This is a genomic window from Bacillus sp. 03113, assembly GCF_006546985.1.
Lineage (GTDB): Bacteria > Bacillota > Bacilli > Bacillales > Cytobacillaceae > VATK01.
In genome coordinates, this window is record NZ_VATK01000001.1 from 424,431 (window position 1) to 441,479 (window position 17,049).

Annotated in this window: 19 protein-coding genes and 1 pseudogene; 10 read left to right on the plus strand and 10 right to left on the minus strand. The window is 36.6% G+C overall.

What is annotated here, in order from left to right; all coding sequences use genetic code 11:
* Positions 1-4 precede the first annotated feature (4 nt).
* The 4 genes from FDO66_RS03685 to FDO66_RS03700 form a co-directional block, all read right to left on the minus strand.
* Positions 5-802 (minus strand): ABC transporter permease subunit, encoded by a 798-nt coding sequence (locus FDO66_RS03685; protein ID WP_141431042.1) that lies wholly within the window; start codon positions 800-802, stop codon positions 5-7.
* Complete coding sequence (locus tag FDO66_RS03690) at positions 799-1,692, minus strand: ABC transporter ATP-binding protein (RefSeq protein WP_141431043.1); 894 nt, start codon at positions 1,690-1,692, stop codon at positions 799-801. The genes FDO66_RS03685 and FDO66_RS03690 overlap by 4 nt, the downstream gene beginning before the upstream one ends.
* Before the next feature lie 162 nt (positions 1,693-1,854).
* On the minus strand, positions 1,855-2,412 hold the full coding sequence (locus FDO66_RS03695; RefSeq protein ID WP_141431044.1) for a DUF1700 domain-containing protein: 558 nt from the start codon (positions 2,410-2,412) through the stop codon (positions 1,855-1,857).
* Positions 2,409-2,750: a PadR family transcriptional regulator gene (locus tag FDO66_RS03700; protein WP_309475256.1), complete on the minus strand. Its 342-nt coding sequence runs from the start codon at positions 2,748-2,750 to the stop codon at positions 2,409-2,411. Before FDO66_RS03700 ends, FDO66_RS03695 begins: the two co-directional genes overlap by 4 nt.
* 170 nt (positions 2,751-2,920) lie before the next feature.
* Here FDO66_RS03700 and FDO66_RS03705 point away from each other — a divergent pair, with 170 nt between their 5' ends.
* On the plus strand, positions 2,921-3,856 hold the full coding sequence (locus tag FDO66_RS03705; RefSeq protein WP_141431046.1) for a VanW family protein: 936 nt from the start codon (positions 2,921-2,923) through the stop codon (positions 3,854-3,856).
* A gap of 68 nt (positions 3,857-3,924) precedes the next feature.
* Here FDO66_RS03705 and FDO66_RS03710 read toward each other — a convergent pair whose 3' ends face one another.
* Complete coding sequence (locus tag FDO66_RS03710) at positions 3,925-4,722, minus strand: TrmB family transcriptional regulator (protein WP_141431047.1); 798 nt, start codon at positions 4,720-4,722, stop codon at positions 3,925-3,927.
* A gap of 189 nt (positions 4,723-4,911) precedes the next feature.
* Here FDO66_RS03710 and FDO66_RS03715 point away from each other — a divergent pair, with 189 nt between their 5' ends.
* Together FDO66_RS03715 and FDO66_RS03720 are read left to right on the plus strand one after the other, a co-directional pair.
* Positions 4,912-5,682, plus strand: coding sequence for a TSUP family transporter (locus tag FDO66_RS03715; protein ID WP_141431048.1), 771 nt, complete (start codon positions 4,912-4,914; stop codon positions 5,680-5,682).
* A gap of 198 nt (positions 5,683-5,880) precedes the next feature.
* Entirely contained in the window at positions 5,881-6,303 is a 423-nt protein-coding gene (locus FDO66_RS03720; protein WP_141431049.1) for a cell wall hydrolase, read from the plus strand.
* A gap of 180 nt (positions 6,304-6,483) precedes the next feature.
* Here FDO66_RS03720 and FDO66_RS03725 read toward each other — a convergent pair whose 3' ends face one another.
* The gene (locus FDO66_RS03725) at positions 6,484-6,885 is read right to left on the minus strand and encodes a carboxymuconolactone decarboxylase family protein (protein WP_141431050.1); all 402 of its coding nucleotides are present in this window, start codon (positions 6,883-6,885) and stop codon (positions 6,484-6,486) included.
* Positions 6,885-8,038, minus strand: a pseudogene (locus FDO66_RS03730) (MFS transporter). The gene FDO66_RS03725 and the pseudogene FDO66_RS03730 overlap by 1 nt, the downstream one beginning before the upstream one ends.
* 131 nt (positions 8,039-8,169) lie before the next feature.
* On the opposite strand from FDO66_RS03730, the gene FDO66_RS03735 reads away from it, so the two are divergent.
* From FDO66_RS03735 to FDO66_RS03745, 3 genes are all read left to right on the plus strand, one after another.
* Positions 8,170-9,045 (plus strand): helix-turn-helix transcriptional regulator, encoded by an 876-nt coding sequence (locus tag FDO66_RS03735; protein ID WP_141431051.1) that lies wholly within the window; start codon positions 8,170-8,172, stop codon positions 9,043-9,045.
* A gap of 249 nt (positions 9,046-9,294) precedes the next feature.
* Positions 9,295-9,720, plus strand: a complete 426-nt coding sequence (locus tag FDO66_RS03740; protein WP_141431052.1) for a cell wall hydrolase — start codon at positions 9,295-9,297, stop codon at positions 9,718-9,720.
* Between the two features lie 317 nt (positions 9,721-10,037).
* On the plus strand, positions 10,038-11,054 hold the full coding sequence (locus FDO66_RS03745) for an NERD domain-containing protein (RefSeq protein WP_141431053.1): 1,017 nt from the start codon (positions 10,038-10,040) through the stop codon (positions 11,052-11,054).
* Positions 11,055-11,190: 136 nt separating this feature from the next.
* Here the strand turns inward: FDO66_RS03745 and FDO66_RS03750 are convergent, their stop codons facing one another.
* On the minus strand, positions 11,191-12,414 hold the full coding sequence (locus FDO66_RS03750) for an MFS transporter (RefSeq protein ID WP_258535561.1): 1,224 nt from the start codon (positions 12,412-12,414) through the stop codon (positions 11,191-11,193).
* A gap of 107 nt (positions 12,415-12,521) precedes the next feature.
* Positions 12,522-13,394: a LysR family transcriptional regulator gene (locus FDO66_RS03755; RefSeq protein ID WP_141431054.1), complete on the minus strand. Its 873-nt coding sequence runs from the start codon at positions 13,392-13,394 to the stop codon at positions 12,522-12,524.
* Positions 13,395-13,507: 113 nt separating this feature from the next.
* Between FDO66_RS03755 and FDO66_RS03760 the strand changes: the two genes are divergently transcribed.
* The 4 genes from FDO66_RS03760 to FDO66_RS21170 all read left to right on the plus strand — a co-directional run bounded on the left by FDO66_RS03760 (position 13,508) and on the right by FDO66_RS21170 (position 15,842).
* Entirely contained in the window at positions 13,508-13,897 is a 390-nt protein-coding gene (locus FDO66_RS03760) for a tautomerase family protein (protein ID WP_141431055.1), read from the plus strand.
* 20 nt (positions 13,898-13,917) lie between these two features.
* Complete coding sequence (locus tag FDO66_RS03765) at positions 13,918-14,244, plus strand: carboxymuconolactone decarboxylase family protein (protein ID WP_141431056.1); 327 nt, start codon at positions 13,918-13,920, stop codon at positions 14,242-14,244.
* A gap of 421 nt (positions 14,245-14,665) precedes the next feature.
* Complete coding sequence (locus FDO66_RS03770) at positions 14,666-15,352, plus strand: VanZ family protein (protein WP_141431057.1); 687 nt, start codon at positions 14,666-14,668, stop codon at positions 15,350-15,352.
* Between the two features lie 58 nt (positions 15,353-15,410).
* The gene (locus FDO66_RS21170; RefSeq protein ID WP_258535562.1) at positions 15,411-15,842 is read left to right on the plus strand and encodes a hypothetical protein; all 432 of its coding nucleotides are present in this window, start codon (positions 15,411-15,413) and stop codon (positions 15,840-15,842) included.
* Between the two features lie 60 nt (positions 15,843-15,902).
* On the opposite strand, the gene FDO66_RS03780 is transcribed toward FDO66_RS21170, so the two are convergent.
* Complete coding sequence (locus FDO66_RS03780; protein WP_141431058.1) at positions 15,903-16,970, minus strand: C40 family peptidase; 1,068 nt, start codon at positions 16,968-16,970, stop codon at positions 15,903-15,905.
* Between the last annotated feature and the right edge of the window lie 79 nt (positions 16,971-17,049).

Genomic DNA, 17,049 nt, shown 5'->3' on the forward strand with positions numbered 1-17,049 from the left:
CTCTTTAAACGGTAATATCCTTTCTGCGATAGATCATAAAGGAAAATGCGATACTAATAATTATAACAAAAATCATGATCCCGACGTAAAGCGGATCGAGTGCTTTATCCGGAACGATCGTTGCAGCGTCTACATATTTAAAGGGACTCACATATTTGAGGTTTTCTAAATTCTTTGAAATACCAGCCATGATATTAAAAAAATAAGTAACTAATACGATTCCAAGCGAGATCGAAAGCGTATTTTTTGTCTTCCGCATGATGCTTGAGAGCAAGAAAGACAGAGAAGCAAAGGTTAAATGAAGTAAAAAGGTTCCAAGAGCTAACAAGAAATACGTGTTCCAAGGAATGTTCGGGCTTTCTCCAAACTGAAAGCCGATCACACTAGCAAGTACGGAAATAGCATTGATCAAAAACACATTCATGATCACAGCGAGATATTTTTGCAAAATGATGCTGGTTCTTGAAACGGGCTTTGATAATAAAAACTCAATCGTTTTTTCACTTTCTTCCTTTGCAACAATATTGGAGCCGAGAAGTGCGGCATAAATGCTGCCAAGCAGGGTCGTCATCATATGGATCTCTACTCCGTAAAAGCCGATCAGTGTACCAAAATCAAGCTGATTCATCCCAAATGCGTTTCGCATCGATTCAGGATAAGCCTTCAACAGCTGCTGCATATTCGCTTGTTCCTTCGCAAATTGAGGGAAAATACTTAAGAGCCAAATAATTAAACCAGCGAGTACTAAGCTCCAAATAATGAGCGACTTCAAATTTCGTTTCCATTCTCTTTGAAAAATCATCCCTGCGTCACCCCGCTTTTTTCATAATAATGCATGAAGACTTCCTCCAAGCTTGGTTCTTCAATGAGTAAATCCTTTAACGTTAATTCCTGTAATTTTGCAAGCAACACTTTTAAATCACCATTATAAAGGAGGGTAACTTCATTCCCGTGGGTGCTTTTTTGAATTACGCCTGGTATAGAAAATTCGATTCCAGGTACTTGGTCGAAAAGAAGCTTAATCGTTTTGACTTTATTGCGGATAAGCTGTTCCACTTTTTCAACGGTAACCAATCGGCCTTCCTTAATGATCGCAACCCTGTCACACATTTTTTGCACCTCGCTTAAAATGTGTGAGGAGAAAAAGATCGTCGCTCCTTTATCTCTTTCCTCTGAAAGAAGCTCGAAAAAGGTGTTTTGCATGAGAGGATCAAGCCCGCCAGTCGGTTCATCCAAAATCAGCAGCTTTGGTTCGTGCAAAAGCGCTTGAACAATGCCTACTTTTTTCCGATTTCCAAATGAAAGATCTTCAATTTTTCTGCCTAAATCTAAATCAAGCCTATCTGCTAATTTCTTCATCCGATTTTGATTAAAATTTTTATGAAATCGAGCAGAGTATTTTAATAAATCAATCACCTTCATATCATCATAATAATGAATTTCAGATGGCAAATAACCGACATTTTGCCGAATGTCCTTTGAATGCTGAATAATATCCTTGCCAAAAATCTTGGCGCTCCCCCCAGTAGGGTGAATAAAATGAAGGAGCGTTCGAATCGTCGTGCTCTTTCCAGCACCGTTTGGACCAATAAAACCAAACACTTCTCCTTGTTGGATCGAAAAAGTAATGTCCTCAATCCCTCGATTTTTCTTATATGCCTTCGTTAATCCATGCAACTCGACCACATTCATTGGAAATCCCTCCATAAGCATAGAATGATATTGACTCGGTAGTCAATATCATTCTATGCTTAATTGACTGACGGGTCAATGATTTATAGAAACATTTTTAAAATGAAAAATGGTTTTTTATTGTTTTGGTTGTAATGGCGATAAGTTTGGACTTAGTTTTTATTACTGCTTATTCACTGGTAATACTTTACGGTAACTGGCCGCGAGGAAATTCAAATAAACTCGAAGATACTTCCAACTAAAATAAGCGATACCTCCGATGATTCCGCCTACAACTAGAGCGTAAACCATGCTCCACTCTAGTGGGACGGATAAATTGGGGCCAATGTTCATTTGGATCCATGTAACCCCAAATGTACGAATAATACCTGCAATAAATATAAGGGCTGCGCAAAAACCGAAGCCGTACGCAAGAGTTGCCAAAATTGGAACGACAATAACGCTTAGCAATCCTGTTGAACAATAAAAACCAATCATAGCGAATACGTTTCTGACAGAACGAGTAGAGCTTCGCTGCATGATAAATTCGCTTCGATATGCTTTCGCTAGTTTTCGTGGATCTCCCAGTTTCGTTAAAATTACATCCTCCTGTTGACCGTTACGCACTCCTTCCTCGATATGACTTTCAATTTCCCGAACTGCGTCCAGTCGTTCATCCTCTGGTAATTTTCTTAAATGTTGATAGAACATATCCAAATACAATTTCCCATTCGGGCTCATAAACTTTCCTCTCCTTTGTAAAATTGGATTTTATTTACTGCAGAGGTAACTTTATCCCACTCTAGAGACATCATCTCTAACAAGTGATGTCCGGCAGCAGTTAAGCTGTAGTATTTGCGCGGCGGCCCTGATTCGGATTCTTTCCAGTAGGATTCGATGTACTTTTCTTTGAGCAGCCTGCGTAAAAGGGGATATAATGTTCCCTCCGTTATCGCAAAGGGCTCCCATTTGTCCAGCAATGTCACTAACTCGTATCCGTAACGCGGCTTCTTGCTGATCAGCAGCAAAATACAAAATTCTAAAATTCCCCGGCGAACTTGGGAATTCCATTCTGACATGTTCATAAGATCTCCCCTTTGACTACTATGTTACCACATTGTATTATGCTCTACAAGGTAGTCTGGTAAATTATCCTATTTTTAAATGACTTTGTTAAAAAGTGTTGTTGGAAGAAGTACATTAAAGGGAATACTCCTGTTCATACTATTGTTGGGAGGTATACCAATTAATGATACAAATATGGATGGCTGGTCTCTTGTTATTATTGGCTCAACCCGTTGAGCATCCGGACAGCTTAACGGTCACACAACAAGGGCAGACGATTGCGATAGTGAACCGTGAAAACTTTACAGTACCCATACCAAGTACGCCAATGATTGATGAAAAAAAATATCAACACTTCATCGACAAACTTGATCAGAAAATTTACCGGGCTCCTATAAATGCCGTGATTAACGAACAGGGAAGCATTGTCCCAGAACAGGTAGGCTACAGACTTAATAGAGAGAGATTTAAGGAGAAGTTTTATACCTATTTCTTTGGGAATGGATCTTCTAAGGTAGAAGTACCTGAAATGGATATTTACCCGAAAGTTGACAGTGAGTTGCTTGCTTACATTCGCGTACAACAGATTGGTCAGTACGTGACGTATTTTAATGCTAACAATAAAAGTCGTTCGCACAATATCTCACTTGCTGCAAAAGCAATTGACAATCACGTTGTTTTCCCAAATGAAACTTTTTCATTTAACCAAGTTGTAGGGATGCGGACATTGGATAAAGGATATAAGCGAGCTCCTATTATTGTTAGAGGGGAATTTTCTGAAGGAGTTGGCGGAGGGATTTGTCAAGTGTCATCAACATTATATAATGCTGTAGATCGTGCGGGCTTACGAATCGTGCAGCGCTATTCCCATAGCAGGCGCGTTCCTTATGTCCCACCTGGACGGGATGCTACGGTAAGCTGGTATGGACCTGACTTTTGCTTTCAAAACAAATTTAACCAACCGATCTTGATTCGGGCTAGAGGGGGTAGAGGAAGTATGGTGGTTACACTTTACTCCTCTGAAGCAATCAAATATGAGCCGCGAAAAGTGCCTAAGGCCTCATCCCAGTTGCCAAAAGAAATCAATATGGAACCGGAAATTCATATTTCCTGGCCATAAAGCTTAATGAAAAAGCCTGTTCGGAACGAATAAAAAACAGGCTCTTTCTATTTGTACTAACGTTCAGATTATAATTTAAAAAACTTCTTCCTTTCCTTAGCAATCCAAGGTTCTAATTGGCCATCCTGTAAAAGGTCCTTCCCTTTTTTAATCAAACGATTGATTAGGACGTCATGCCAAATAAAATCCTCCAATAACGATACGTGAACAGCATCATCGGTGTAAAAGGCATTTCCTTTTTGCTCTAAGGGATGACCATAAATCAATTCTTTTCCATCAATTGAAATGATAAACCACTTCTCTTCACCTACACTTTCTACATATTTGGTTTGGCGATGAACGATCAATTCAGGTAATGGATCCTCAACTTGAAAAACAATTCCTTTAATGGTGCAGGTTTTTTGTTTTTCTTCTAAGTCCTCTTTAAGCCGTTCGTACATCGAATCCCACATAGATAATATGATTCTGTGCTGTGCCCGGCGAATTAAAATTCGACAGAAGGAAAGAAGATTATCTTCCCCTTTAATGGTTGTCACACGAGGATCTGCCTTAGGCTCCTTCTTCTCAAGCTGTGTTAGTTCTTTTTTTACAAATGTGTAGGTTTCATTCCAATTTCGTTTAATTGATTCTAAAAAAACATCAACTGGCAAAGGAGAATAAAGGACAGCTTCGTTTACTTCCTCCTTCAAAACCACCCCTTTTTCCTCTAATCCTTGCAGCACTTCATAAATTCGTGCTCGGGGAATCCCTGATTGTTTGCTTACTTGGTATGCGCTTGACGTCCCTAAATAGACTAACGCAACATATGCTTTTGCTTCATATTGGTTAAATCCAAGCAACTGTATTTTTTGTAAAATTTTATCCATCGTAACCTTCCTGCTTCTAATCATTTATTAAAACAATAGTAACGTTGAATAGACAGCAAGTAAATATTCTTGAGGTAAATGCACTAAATTAATTCCTTTATTTTCAAAAAAATGATAGGCAAAAGTGTATTTATTTGTTACCATCATTATAGTTACTACTATAGGGGTTACTATAATGGAGGGGTACATATGGAAGATCTCAATCTTTACACATTAGGATTTTTAGTACTAGCAGGTTTTTTGGCTGCATTTATCGATTCAGTAGTAGGGGGAGGAGGACTTATTTCTTTTCCAGCCCTGCTGTTTTTAGGATTGCCGCCCTCAACAGCCATTGCTACGAATAAGCTCGCTGGCTCAATGGGCTCTTTAACCAGCACGATATCATTTATAAAATCAGGAAAAGTAAATTTTTCACTCGTTTCTAAGCTATTTCCATTAACGGTTATTGGTTCCTTATTGGGTGCTTATGTTGTAAGACATGTTTCCTCAGGGGTGTTAAAACCATTAGTCTTAGTATTACTAATCGCAGTAGCCATTTACACGATCGTAAAAAAGGATTGGGGAAAAGATGCTAAGTACAAAGGGATGAATCTGCAGAGGGGAATCATCTTTGCAGTAGTGGTATTTACGATTGGATTTTACGATGGGTTTTTTGGAGCGGGGACAGGTTCTTTTTTGTTATTTTCTTTTCTCATTATTGGCTTTGATTTTATCCAATCAGCGGGCAATGCAAAGGTTTTGAATTTTGGTAGTAATATTGCGGCACTCATTATGTTTTTATATTTTGATATGGTCAATTTTTCATATGGAATTCCAATGGGAATCGCAATGATACTAGGCGCTTTAGTGGGGTCAAACTTTGCTATTAAACAAGGAGTATCATATGTAAGAATATTGTTTATTGTTGTGACTCTATTTCTAATTGGGAAAAATATTTTGGATTATTTGCATCTTATTTAATCTCTCTAAATAAAGGCGATTCAACTCACCCTCTCATTGAGGATAGGTCTTTTCGCCTGTTAAAAAATAAATATAACATGCTGTACTTAAAAGAATTTTACTTTAAAAAATTGTTTCCTTTGTCCAAGTATTTTATTGTCATGACCATAGCCTAACAGCAATATTATAGAAAGATATATACAATGGGAGGGTGAAGTCATGGCTGTAGCTCATACTCAAGCTGATATTGATCTCTTGGCAAGGTTGCTTAGGGCTGAGGCTGAAGGAGAAGGATTACAGGGTATGTTGATGGTTGGGAATGTAGGTATTAACCGAATCCGAGCTAATTGTAGTGATTTTAAAGGGCTCCGTTCCGTTCGGCAAATGGTTTTCCAACCGCATGCATTTGAAGCAACTACAAAAGGGTATTTCTATCAAGGAGCAAGGGAAAGTGAAAGACGATTAGCTCGGCGAGTTATTAAAGGGGAGAGACTCTGGCCGGCAAAATTTAGTTTATGGTATTTTAAACCGCCCGGCGCTTGTCCTCCTACGTGGTATAATCAGCCGCACGTAGGACGCTTTAAACTTCACTGTTTTTATCAGCCAACAGCCAAAGAATGTGAAGGTATTTATAGAATGTAAATAGAAAAAATAAACTGAGAGTAAATGGGGCACTCATATGAATGGCTTTCTTTTTTTGGGGAAAAAGGTCAGAATGTAAAGATAACTTTAAACACTTACCTATCCATTTTAATAACACAAATAATTACAAGCCGCTTTAGAATAAGCGGCTCAATTGCTGCTGAGAATCCAAAATCCATTTTACCCTTTTTCTTCCCTTACCTGACTTCGACGGGCAGTAAAAACCTCTGTAGCTACTGTTAAAATGGTATTTAATGCAACTGGAAAGCCTGCATAAATGATCATTTGCATCATTGCTTCCACAATTTCTTCTTCAGTCCATCCAACATTTAGCGCTCCGTTAATATAAAACTTTAATTGCTCTGTATTGCCTATAGCAGTTAAACCAGCAACGGTTGCTAGAAGGCGAGATTTTAAATCTAATCCTGGTCTAGAAAAGATTTGGCCGTAATTAAATTCTACTGCTAATGTTCCTAAATCAGGAGATATGGAATGTTTTAAGGATTCAACTATATTTTCATAATTATCCGGATCAATTTTTGCTAGCACTTCTAAGCCTTTATAATAATTTTCATTATTCATTACACATTACTTCCTTTCTCTACGAATCTTTTTTGTTTAGACAAACTAATTAAGGAGCTAAAAGCAATACCAATCATGAGGATCCCGACTGAACATACACCGTACCAATGCCATTTGCTCCAAGCAAGTACACCTAAGTATGATCCTAAAGCTCCTCCTAGGAATGTAGATACCATGTATAACCCATTTAATCTGCTTCTCTTTTCAGGAGAAAGCTGAAAAATACTAGCCTGACAAGCAACTTGATTTGCCTGTGTTCCAACAGTAACGAATAAGGAGCCAATCATTAACCCTGGTAACCAATATCCTAACAATACTAAAATGAGAAAAGCGATAAGAGATAGTGACATACATAATGCATTAGCAAATGCAGCCCCTTTTTGATCAATGATTCTGCCAATGATCGGTGCGGCAAACGCGCCAGCTATTCCCACTAAGCCGATTAAACCTGCCATTTTACTTCCATATGAATAGGAAGGGCTGCTTAATAAAAAAATAAGGGTGGTCCAAAATACACTAAATGCTCCAAACATCATTCCTTGACTAAGACAAGCTTTTTGTAAAACTTTTTCCTTCATAAATAGAGGTCCTAACGAGACAAGTAGTTTTTTATACGATAATGAATGATTTCCTTTGATTTTTGGAAGATACATAGCAATTAAAACGATCACGATGATGGTGCCTGCAAAAGAAACCCAATACATAAATCGCCAACCGAAATGAGAATCAACAAAACCACTTATGAATCTCGCTCCAAAAATCCCACACACTAAGCCAACCGCTACATTTCCTAACACTTTTCCTCTATTACTCTCTAAAGCTAAATGAGCGGCAAGCGGAACAATAATTTGAGGAACAATGGTTACAAATCCAAGAAGTAAGTTTGCGGCAATCAGCCAAGTAATGTTCATGGACAAAGCAGCAGATGCTAAAAGGATTGATACAATTGATAATAAGCTTAGGATCAATCTTCTTCGTTCAAAAATATCCCCTAATGGTACTAAAAAAAGATTTCCGAAAGCATAACCAACCTGAGTTAACGTAGCGACAATTCCTATGCTTGCTTCAGAAACATAAAAGTATTTGCCATACTAACTAAAAGTGTCTGATTTAAATACACGTTCGCAACTGTAAAACCGCATACTACAGCCATAACGAGCACCAATTTTTTTGTAAGCACATTTTTACCTCCTTTATCTACAAGAATAGATGAAGAGTTATAATAGGAATAGGAGTGTATGAATACTAGTAGTAAAAATACCACTTATAGAAGGAAGGATTACAATGTTAGGTGACAAAGAAAGAAGAAAAGAACTAGGTGATTTCTTAAAAACAAGACGGTCGCGTTTATCCCCTCAAGATTTTGGGTTGCCGATTGGACCACGCAGGAAAACAAAAGGACTGCGCCGAGAAGAGGTCGCTCAATTAGCAGGGATCGGAATCACGTGGTATACATGGTTGGAGCAGGGGCGTGATATTCAAGTATCGTCAGATGTATTGGAGTCGTTATCGCGTGTTTTCAGGTTAAAGGAAGAAGAAAAAGAGCATCTATTTTTATTAGCGAATCAGCCATTCATATCAAAGGCGGGAAAACCGCTCGTTAAAAGTGTAAATAGCGCTGTAAATCAATTATTGCGTCAGCTAGAATTCTGTCCTACCTATGTAACAGATGAAAAACTGAACATCGTAAACTGGAATAAAGCAGCTTCAGCGGTTTTTGGGGATTTTAGCAAAATGGATGTGCGAGATGTTAATGCAGTCTGGCGCTGCTTTACATCAAAAGAATATCGAGAACTATTTCTTAACTGGGAAGATCATGCGCAGCGTTTAATCGCTCAATTTCGTTTAGCCTATACACGTTTTATCGGAGATGAGTGGTTTAAAGAAATGATTCAGGAACTTACTGAAAGAAGCCAAGAGTTTCGCACATGGTGGCCAAAACATGAAGTTTTTGGCACCCCTTTTGGCAAAAAAACAATTGTGCATCCTTTAGTCGGCGAAATGGTCATGGACCATATTACTCTTCAGGTATACGATGCACCTGAACTAAAATTAACGATCTACCAGCCTAGCCAAGAGGGAGAAACAGAACAGAAAATAAAGCGTTTGTTAAATGGTAAAACAAGAGAAGCAGAGGGGAAATCAACCTTATCTTTTTAGCTCCTGACTAATCGATCCTTTAAAAGAACAATAAATTTAAATTAAACAGAAAATTGCACAAAGAAGATTTTGAATATGCCGAAAAAAGATTTTTTAACGTGATTTTTTCAAAAATAATGGACTTTTTCAGTTAATTTACTAAAAAGAAATTTACTTTGAAAAATTATTTTATTTGTCCAATTTTTTTATTGTCATGACCATAGCCTTACAGCAATATTATAGAAAGATATATACAATGGGGGTGAAGTCATGGCAGTTGTAGCTCATAATCAAGCTGATATTGATCTCTTAGCAAGGTTGCTTCGGGCTGAGGCTGAAGGAGAAGGATTACAGGGTATGTTGATGGTTGGGAATGTAGGTATTAACCGAATCCGAGCTAATTGTAGTGATTTTAAAGGGCTCCGTTCCGTTCGGCAAATGGTTTTTCAACCGCATGCATTTGAAGCAACTATAAAAGGGTATTTCTATCAAGGAGCAAGAGAAAGTGAAAGGCGGTTAGCTCGGCGAGTTGTTAAAGGGGAGAGACTCTGGCCGGCAAAGTTTAGTTTATGGTATTTTAAACCGCCGGGCGCTTGTCCTCCTACGTGGTATAATCAGCCGCACGTAGGACGTTTTAAAGCTCACTGTTTTTATCAGCCAACAGCTAAAGAATGTGAAAATATTTATAGAACTTAAATTGAAAGAATAAACTGAGAGTAAATGGGGGCACTCAAAAGAGTGGCCTCTTTTTTTGAAAAAGTTCAGAATGTAAAGATCAGGGTATTTGCTGTAGCCCTTTTTTATTTTGTTAACAGTGGGAGTAGTCAACTATCCATATCAATAACGCAATTAAAATGTATATTTCGCGTCATTTTTTTTAAAAGATATTTTGAATTATGAAAGAAGATGGTATTTATATGGATGTACGTCCTTGACCGTGTACCCCTTATCCAGACATTGCAGTTCTTATTCCCCATGGGAAAAGTCTTGTAATTTAGTTAACAATAGATGCTATGCAGGAAAAATTCAGAACAATGGCGAATTTTCTTGTAGAAGGAGATGATAAATTGATTGTAAAAAAGCTAGAAATACCTTTACACGTGAAAAAGCTGGAAACTTTGTTGAAAAGATTACCTGAACAACATCTAAACTATCAAGTTGTAAAAGATCATTTAGCAAGGCAGATAGCCGGTTACAATGGAGAAAAGGATTTGGGCTATTATTTGAATTTTCTACCTGATGAAAAATACTTTATTTTCCATGATCTCAGGCTTTTCAATGGCAAGAATTTTTTTCAGATGGATATTCAAATCCTTTCTCCACGGTTTATTTTAATTCTTGAGGTAAAAAATATATCTGGTATTCTATTATTTGATTCCAATTTTGATCAGCTTATTCGAACGATTAATGAGAAAGATGAGAGATTTAAGAATCCGATATTGCAAGTGAAACAACATCAACGACAATTGAAAGATTGGTTGATTACTCACAAGATACCGAGTGTTCCTATCGAGGCGCTTGTTGTCATTCAAAATCCTCGCACGATCCTTAAAGCTACTTCAAATCATCCAGCTATTTCTCAGAAAGTTATTCACAGTGAAAATCTTCAAACAAGAATAAGTACCTTTGAAAATCGCTATCCAAATGAAGTACTAACTGATAAAGAAATCCGTAAACTCACCCGTCTATTAATGAAAAAACATACCCCGAATGATCCAAATATACTTCAACAATACAACATTTCAGAAAAGGAACTACTAAAAGGTGTACATTGCCCAAAATGCTCCTCTCTCCCAATGAAGAAAATCCATGGGAAATGGCTTTGTCCGGTTTGTCAGCACACATCAAATAATGCTCATATCCCAGCATTAAAGGACTATTGCTTCCTAATTTCCTCTTCGATAACTAACAAAGACGCGCGAGATTTTTTGCAGGTAGCATCAGGTTCAGTTGTAAAAAGAATCTTTCATTCAATGAACCTTCAATACGAGGGGGAATTAAAGACTAGAAAATACTTTCTTACTTTTTAAGAAGTATGCAAAAATGGGGTTTCGCCGATAAATTTTGATTTTCGCCGAAAAAATGTTCAAATTCGCCGATAAATTAAATATTTCGCCGATAAACCCCAAGATTTCGCCGATAAAACGCTAAATTTCGCCGATAAACTTAAGATAGCACTTTACGCTGCTCATTTATCCAAAACCATACTCCGCCGAATGCAATAATTATAGCCAACGCACTAAAGGCAATGGCATAACTATGAAAGGTATCGACCAGAATTCCAAAAATAGCAGGTGCAAGCACGATCGCAAACTGGTTTAACGTTAATGCTAAGCTAACAGTCAATCCGATAAAGCGTGGATCAGATTTCTCGGAAACTAAGACAATAAATAAACTATACCACCCGATTCCTAAAAAACCGAGCCAAAAACAAGAAACAGTAAGTAGCCAAAAAGGCATGTAAGAGAGGAAAAAACTCATACATAATACAACGAATACAGTCATCCAAATCGTAATTTGCAGGGGCGTAGCACGATTCCCTTTAAACAGCTTATCACTAACCCATGCTAACAGAATTCTTCCAACCATTCCGCCTATTAAAGAAGTACTTAGCAAAACCCCAGCACGATTTAAGGTAATATGTACCTCGTATGAAAGGTAGCTCATAAGATGGGCTACAATAACTAGCTGTAACGAAACCATTGTGATTCCAATGAAAAAAACAGGATAAAGAGAATGATTTCCTTGAACAGTTTTTAATTTAACAAAAAGTGTAGCTTTTTTTCCTTTTTCACTTAAAGAATGCTCATCTCGATAAAAAAGGATAAAAATGAACCCTCCAATGACAGCGACGAATGCTTGTAAAAAGATAACAGAGGAAAATCCGTATTCACTGAAGATAAGAGGGAGGCTCATGGAGGCTAAAGCTCCCCCAAACGGTATACCTGTCTGACGAATGCCCATCGCAAGTCCCCTTTGGCGAGAAGGAAACCATTTTACAATTGCCTTACTTCCACCAGGCTGTGCAGGACCATACCATATGCCGACAAATATTAAAATAATAAGTAGAAAAGCATAATGGGTGACGGTATAGACAAGAAACATACTCGCCCCTAGCAGGATAGAACCAAGCCCAACAATCCATCGCTCTCCATATTGATCCATCAAGTTTCCAAAAACCAGCATCGAAAAGATCGGTCCAATATTAACAGCTGATACAAGCAAACCTGTTTGAAATTGTGACAAGTGGTGCATCTGCTGCCATAAAGAAGCTAATGGTCCAACCCCATACATCACAAATGAAGCAAAGGTTTGCGAAATCGTCGCAATGATCAATATCACCCATTTGTAAGAACCAGCAGGGCTGCTTAAAACGTCTTGCTTCATCATGTTACATCCCCACCTCCTAACTTTTAGTGTAGGGAAATAGGAAGATCATGTAAAATGAATAAAATAGATACATATGATCGAAAAAAATGATAGCTGAAAAAAATAGCTTATTTTAAAAATTCTTGCCTAGTAATCTCCAAAAATAATTGCTTTGTACTTGATGAAAATTTGTTATCTCTATTTTGTATGATTCCAATTGGGATAAAAGGATCACTCATTTTTATAGGTACATTAACAACATCATTTGGAAGTTTTAAAGAGGATAGTACTACTCCCACTGAAGGGAACTGATGCACATAAGATGGGATCGATAAAAGCTGACTTACTGTGTAGCAGAAAGGTTTTGTTGCAATTTGTGCAAGTTCTTCTTCTACCCTCATATGATATAAACAATTTTCACCGCCTATAAAAAGAGGCTGTTTATATAAGTCGTTCAACGAGGTTATATCGTTTGTAAGAAACTCAAATTGCTTTGAGATGATAAATGATATTTCTTCTTCATAGAGTTTTTCAAAAGAAAAAATGTCTTGTTTGTATGGTTTTCCACCAATTGCAAAATCAATGGTGTTATTACGTAAAAACTTACTAAGAGAATCTGTATTGCCGACAATAAAATTGCATGATACATTTGGTTTCATTGCTCGAAATTCGGAAAGAATAGTCGGTAAGATAGAAGTAGCAATCGTTTCGATTACCCCTATATTTAATACTCCAACCTCTTCTTTTTGTAATGCTTTAGATTGATCTAGTACAAATTCCCAATGTTTAATAAGAGAATCAATTTCTTTTGCAAATATCTTCCCAGATGGGGTTAGCTTCGCTTCCCAACCTCTTTCAAATAATTTAAACCCCATTTCATTTTCTAATCTTTGAATCTGATTCGTTATGGTCGACTGCGCATAATTTAAATTTTTGGCAGCTTTCGCAAAAGTCCCCTCTTTTAGGATTGTTTGAAAGGTTCTTAATTCCTTCAAGTCCATTTTACAAATATCTCCATTCATATTTTTGAAAATAATATTTAAATAATTCAATTATACAGATGTATTTTCGAGGTGTAAAATGTGAGTAACAAAAGGATTGGAGTGAGATAAAAATGCCATTTGTCAGAGTAAGCTATAAAGAGGAACAGTATAATGAGAAAAAGTTACATTTAATAAGTAAAAACATATTGGATGCCCTTATTGAGGAATTCGATGTTCCAAAAAAAGATTATTTTCAGGTTTTTCACTCCCATAAAAAAGAAGAATTTTATTTCGACAAAAATTATCTTCTTGATAAAAATCGAACAGAGCAGCTCCTTTATATCCAAATTACGTGTGGATCAGGAAGAACGAGAGAACAAAAACAATCACTATATAAGAAACTTAACGATAAGTTGTTTTTGAATTGTAAAGTCGCCAAAGAAAATATTTTTATCGTTCTATTAGAAACAGAACTAGAAGATTGGTCTTTTGGTCAAGGATATGCCCAGATGATCTTATAAATAAGAAAGGCGGAATAAACATGCACAAACTTATTAAACCTAGTATAGGGAAAGAATTAAGGGAGTTAGCACCTGCATTTGTAAAGTATTCGGAAGATGTACTTTTTGGTGATGTATGGAGAAGGGAAAATCTATCACTAAGAGACCGTAGTTTAATCACTGTATCTGCATTAGTGTCTAGCGAAAATCTGAATCAGTTAAATTATCATTTAAATCTCGCCAAGGATAACGGCTTGACGGAAGAAGAATTAATTGAAGCCATCACACATCTTAGTTTTTACGTTGGATGGCCAAGAGCTGCATCAGCACTAGATGTGGCAATGAAAGCTTTTCATCAATCAAGTTAGGACGATTAAAAGCAAAACTATAAGCGAATATTTTGATTTCTTTCATTATAAATAAAACTAAACGAACAGCTGCGATACTTAAACAAAGGGTATCGCTTTTTATTCTTGTAACTACCCTTTAATGACAGATGTTATCTATATGTATGAATTTGAAACGACAAAAACTGGGTGTCTTATGCTTTAACTGTTGGTATATTCCTCCTTTTTTATTATTAGGGGCAGCTTTATTTAGAAAAAATGTTCTTAAGGAAAATCTTTTAAAGCTAAAATCATAATTTGTTTTTGTAAAAGGGATCAAATTACCTGCAAAATCCTTTTCGATCCATTTTTGATAAAATAGGTGTAAACAATATGAAACCTTTCCTTTAAAAGGACTGTCTATATATTGAATGTCTTTATAAAGGAAAGGTTGTTTGTTTTCATGCCAAAAAATATGAAATGGTTCTCTCTACTGATCCCGCTTTTTTATGTTCTGATCGGATCAGTTACGATCATAAAAGAAAGCGAAGCAGTATATTTAAAATTGATGGAGTTTTGTTTCAACGGAGCTATTATTACAGCAATCGTTATATATTTCATCAAAAAATCTGAAGTGAACACATTGTATAAATTAGTCGTTCTGTTTTCATTTCATGTGTATCTTTTCATATTGCACCATCTTGTAACCTATGTCCCGTTATCTTATTATCTACATACTGAATACTTGGTTAGTCACCCAGCGATCCAATTTTATAACCTAAACTTAATTCCTTTTAAAACCATTTCAGATACTTTTTTCTGGAATCTACATACCTTTACGCCCGTTACGGTTATTCAAATATTAGGAAATGCCTTATTAATGACACCTTTTGCTTTTGCGCTAATGTTTCTCGGTATAATAAGAAATCCAATAAAGCTGATCATCGTAATGTGTTCTGTTTCAGTCCTTATCGAACTTATCCAATTCATTGAAACAACAATTGGTTTGACCGCTCGTTCGACGGATATAGATGACGTTATTTTGAATACTTTTAGCGGCATAATAGGTGTATGGATCTATTATATGTTTAAGCTATTTTCGGATAAAAAACAAAAGTTTAGAAGTTTAAGGTTAAAGGTAGGTAGATAAAGTAATGGGAATGTACTATTTTTAACAGTATATATTAACGCAAGTTGAGGTGTTTTCATTGGCTGAAACTAGCTTTCGATTAAAAAAAATTTGGACGGATATTGATTTTTTTGAAGTAAACCTTAAATTGATTGCAAAGAATGGTAGTGTGAGCATTGATTTTTATTTAGATAATCACCTGTTAGAGGAACTTCGGCAAGGGCTTGTCACCTTTGTAAATCAATTTGGAAAAAATGAATTTACTTGGATTACAGGTGATGTGAAAGAAAACGAAACACATTATTTATCCATGAGATTTTTCCTCCATGATAAAAGAGGTGTTGTCGGCATTGAAGTTCATGTAGATAACAAATTAGAGCTACCTGACCATATACATTCTCATTTTTATCTACTTACTGAATTTAGCCAGCTCGATGACTTGGCTAGAAAACTTGAAAAATTGATAAAAGAAGAAGTAACGGATATAGAGAGCTTAAATATAGCAGAATAATCTACCTATAAAAACAAGACAAAATCGCAATGATTTTTGTCTTGTTTTTAAAAGAAGGTCTTAGTAAAACCGTTTAAAGCTTTCAAAATGCTGTTTGTAGTAAGGGTTGTCTAGGTTTGTAATGCGGACTCCGCTAGAGTCAGCATGGATAAATTCATTGTTTCCTACATAAATCCCTAGATGAGAAATTCCTTGTTTGTATGTATTTTCAAAGAATACAAGATCTCCTACCTGAGGAGAATCAATATAATAAGAGCGATCGTAATAGCCTTCAGCCGATAATCGATTCATCGATTTCCCTGCCTTGTTAAACACATAATAAATAAAGCCGCTGCAATCAAATCCACTAACGGATGAACCGCCCCATGCATAAGGGACTCCGTTCAGACTCTTGGCAATATTGACAATCTGACTTACAAAATTGCCTACTGGAGCTGCCGTCTGCGGGTTATTGACAGGAACAGGAGTTGGAGTGCTTGGTGCAGTCGTCTGCTGGGCGAAGCTTACTTTTAGCTTTTGTCCTGGAAAAATAAGATCAGACGTTAAATTGTTTAAGCTTTTTAAATCAGCAACAGATAGTCCATATTGATGTCCAATTGCTCCTAGAGTATCGCCGCTTTTAATCGTGTAGATGCTTCCTTCATTTCCAGGTGCCGGAGAAATAACCGGTGTTGGAATAGGTACAGGCGCTGGTGTAGGTGCAGGACTTGGAGCCGGTGCATCAGACTTAGACACGATAAACACTTGGCCAGGATAAATAAGTGTGGACTCTATATTGTTCCAAGATTTTAGCTCAGCTAAAGAAATGCCATGCTTGTTTGCAATTTTTATCAGTGAATCTCCGCTTACAACAGTATACTTGCTTGGTTGAGCAGGAGTAGACACGACCGGTTGGATATTAGGAGAGTTCGAAGCTTGAGCCGAAATCGTTAATGTTTGATTAATATAAATAAGATCGGAAGTTAATTGATTAAGCGTTTTTAAATTTTGAACTGTTGTATTATGCTGTTTGGCAATGGCAGAAAGTGTATCGCCTTTTTTTACTACATATGTATTCGCTGAAACCGTTGTCGATATCGTAGTAGATAAGAAGGCAGCGGTTGCAATGGTAGCTACTTGCTTCTTCATTAACTTATGTCACTTCCTTAATTTACTAATATATGAACCTATTTTAACATATAAAAATAGTGAATCATACTAGTATTCA

Bases quoted from the DNA above. Each gene is read 5' to 3' on its own strand.
- FDO66_RS03685 (WP_141431042.1), bottom strand. From the start codon at position 802: ATGATTTTTCAAAGAGAATGGAAACGAAATTTGAAGTCGCTCATTATT.
- FDO66_RS03690 (WP_141431043.1), bottom strand. From the start codon at position 1,692: ATGAATGTGGTCGAGTTGCATGGATTAACGAAGGCATATAAGAAAAAT.
- FDO66_RS03695 (WP_141431044.1), bottom strand. From the start codon at position 2,412: ATGAGCCCGAATGGGAAATTGTATTTGGATATGTTCTATCAACATTTA.
- FDO66_RS03700 (WP_309475256.1), bottom strand. From the start codon at position 2,750: ATGTCAGAATGGAATTCCCAAGTTCGCCGGGGAATTTTAGAATTTTGT.
- FDO66_RS03705 (WP_141431046.1), top strand. From the start codon at position 2,921: ATGATACAAATATGGATGGCTGGTCTCTTGTTATTATTGGCTCAACCC.
- FDO66_RS03710 (WP_141431047.1), bottom strand. From the start codon at position 4,722: ATGGATAAAATTTTACAAAAAATACAGTTGCTTGGATTTAACCAATAT.
- FDO66_RS03715 (WP_141431048.1), top strand. From the start codon at position 4,912: ATGGAAGATCTCAATCTTTACACATTAGGATTTTTAGTACTAGCAGGT.
- FDO66_RS03720 (WP_141431049.1), top strand. From the start codon at position 5,881: ATGGCTGTAGCTCATACTCAAGCTGATATTGATCTCTTGGCAAGGTTG.
- FDO66_RS03725 (WP_141431050.1), bottom strand. From the start codon at position 6,885: ATGAATAATGAAAATTATTATAAAGGCTTAGAAGTGCTAGCAAAAATT.
- FDO66_RS03735 (WP_141431051.1), top strand. From the start codon at position 8,170: ATGTTAGGTGACAAAGAAAGAAGAAAAGAACTAGGTGATTTCTTAAAA.
- FDO66_RS03740 (WP_141431052.1), top strand. From the start codon at position 9,295: ATGGCAGTTGTAGCTCATAATCAAGCTGATATTGATCTCTTAGCAAGG.
- FDO66_RS03745 (WP_141431053.1), top strand. From the start codon at position 10,038: ATGCAGGAAAAATTCAGAACAATGGCGAATTTTCTTGTAGAAGGAGAT.
- FDO66_RS03750 (WP_258535561.1), bottom strand. From the start codon at position 12,414: ATGATGAAGCAAGACGTTTTAAGCAGCCCTGCTGGTTCTTACAAATGG.
- FDO66_RS03755 (WP_141431054.1), bottom strand. From the start codon at position 13,394: ATGGACTTGAAGGAATTAAGAACCTTTCAAACAATCCTAAAAGAGGGG.
- FDO66_RS03760 (WP_141431055.1), top strand. From the start codon at position 13,508: ATGCCATTTGTCAGAGTAAGCTATAAAGAGGAACAGTATAATGAGAAA.
- FDO66_RS03765 (WP_141431056.1), top strand. From the start codon at position 13,918: ATGCACAAACTTATTAAACCTAGTATAGGGAAAGAATTAAGGGAGTTA.
- FDO66_RS03770 (WP_141431057.1), top strand. From the start codon at position 14,666: ATGCCAAAAAATATGAAATGGTTCTCTCTACTGATCCCGCTTTTTTAT.
- FDO66_RS03780 (WP_141431058.1), bottom strand. From the start codon at position 16,970: ATGAAGAAGCAAGTAGCTACCATTGCAACCGCTGCCTTCTTATCTACT.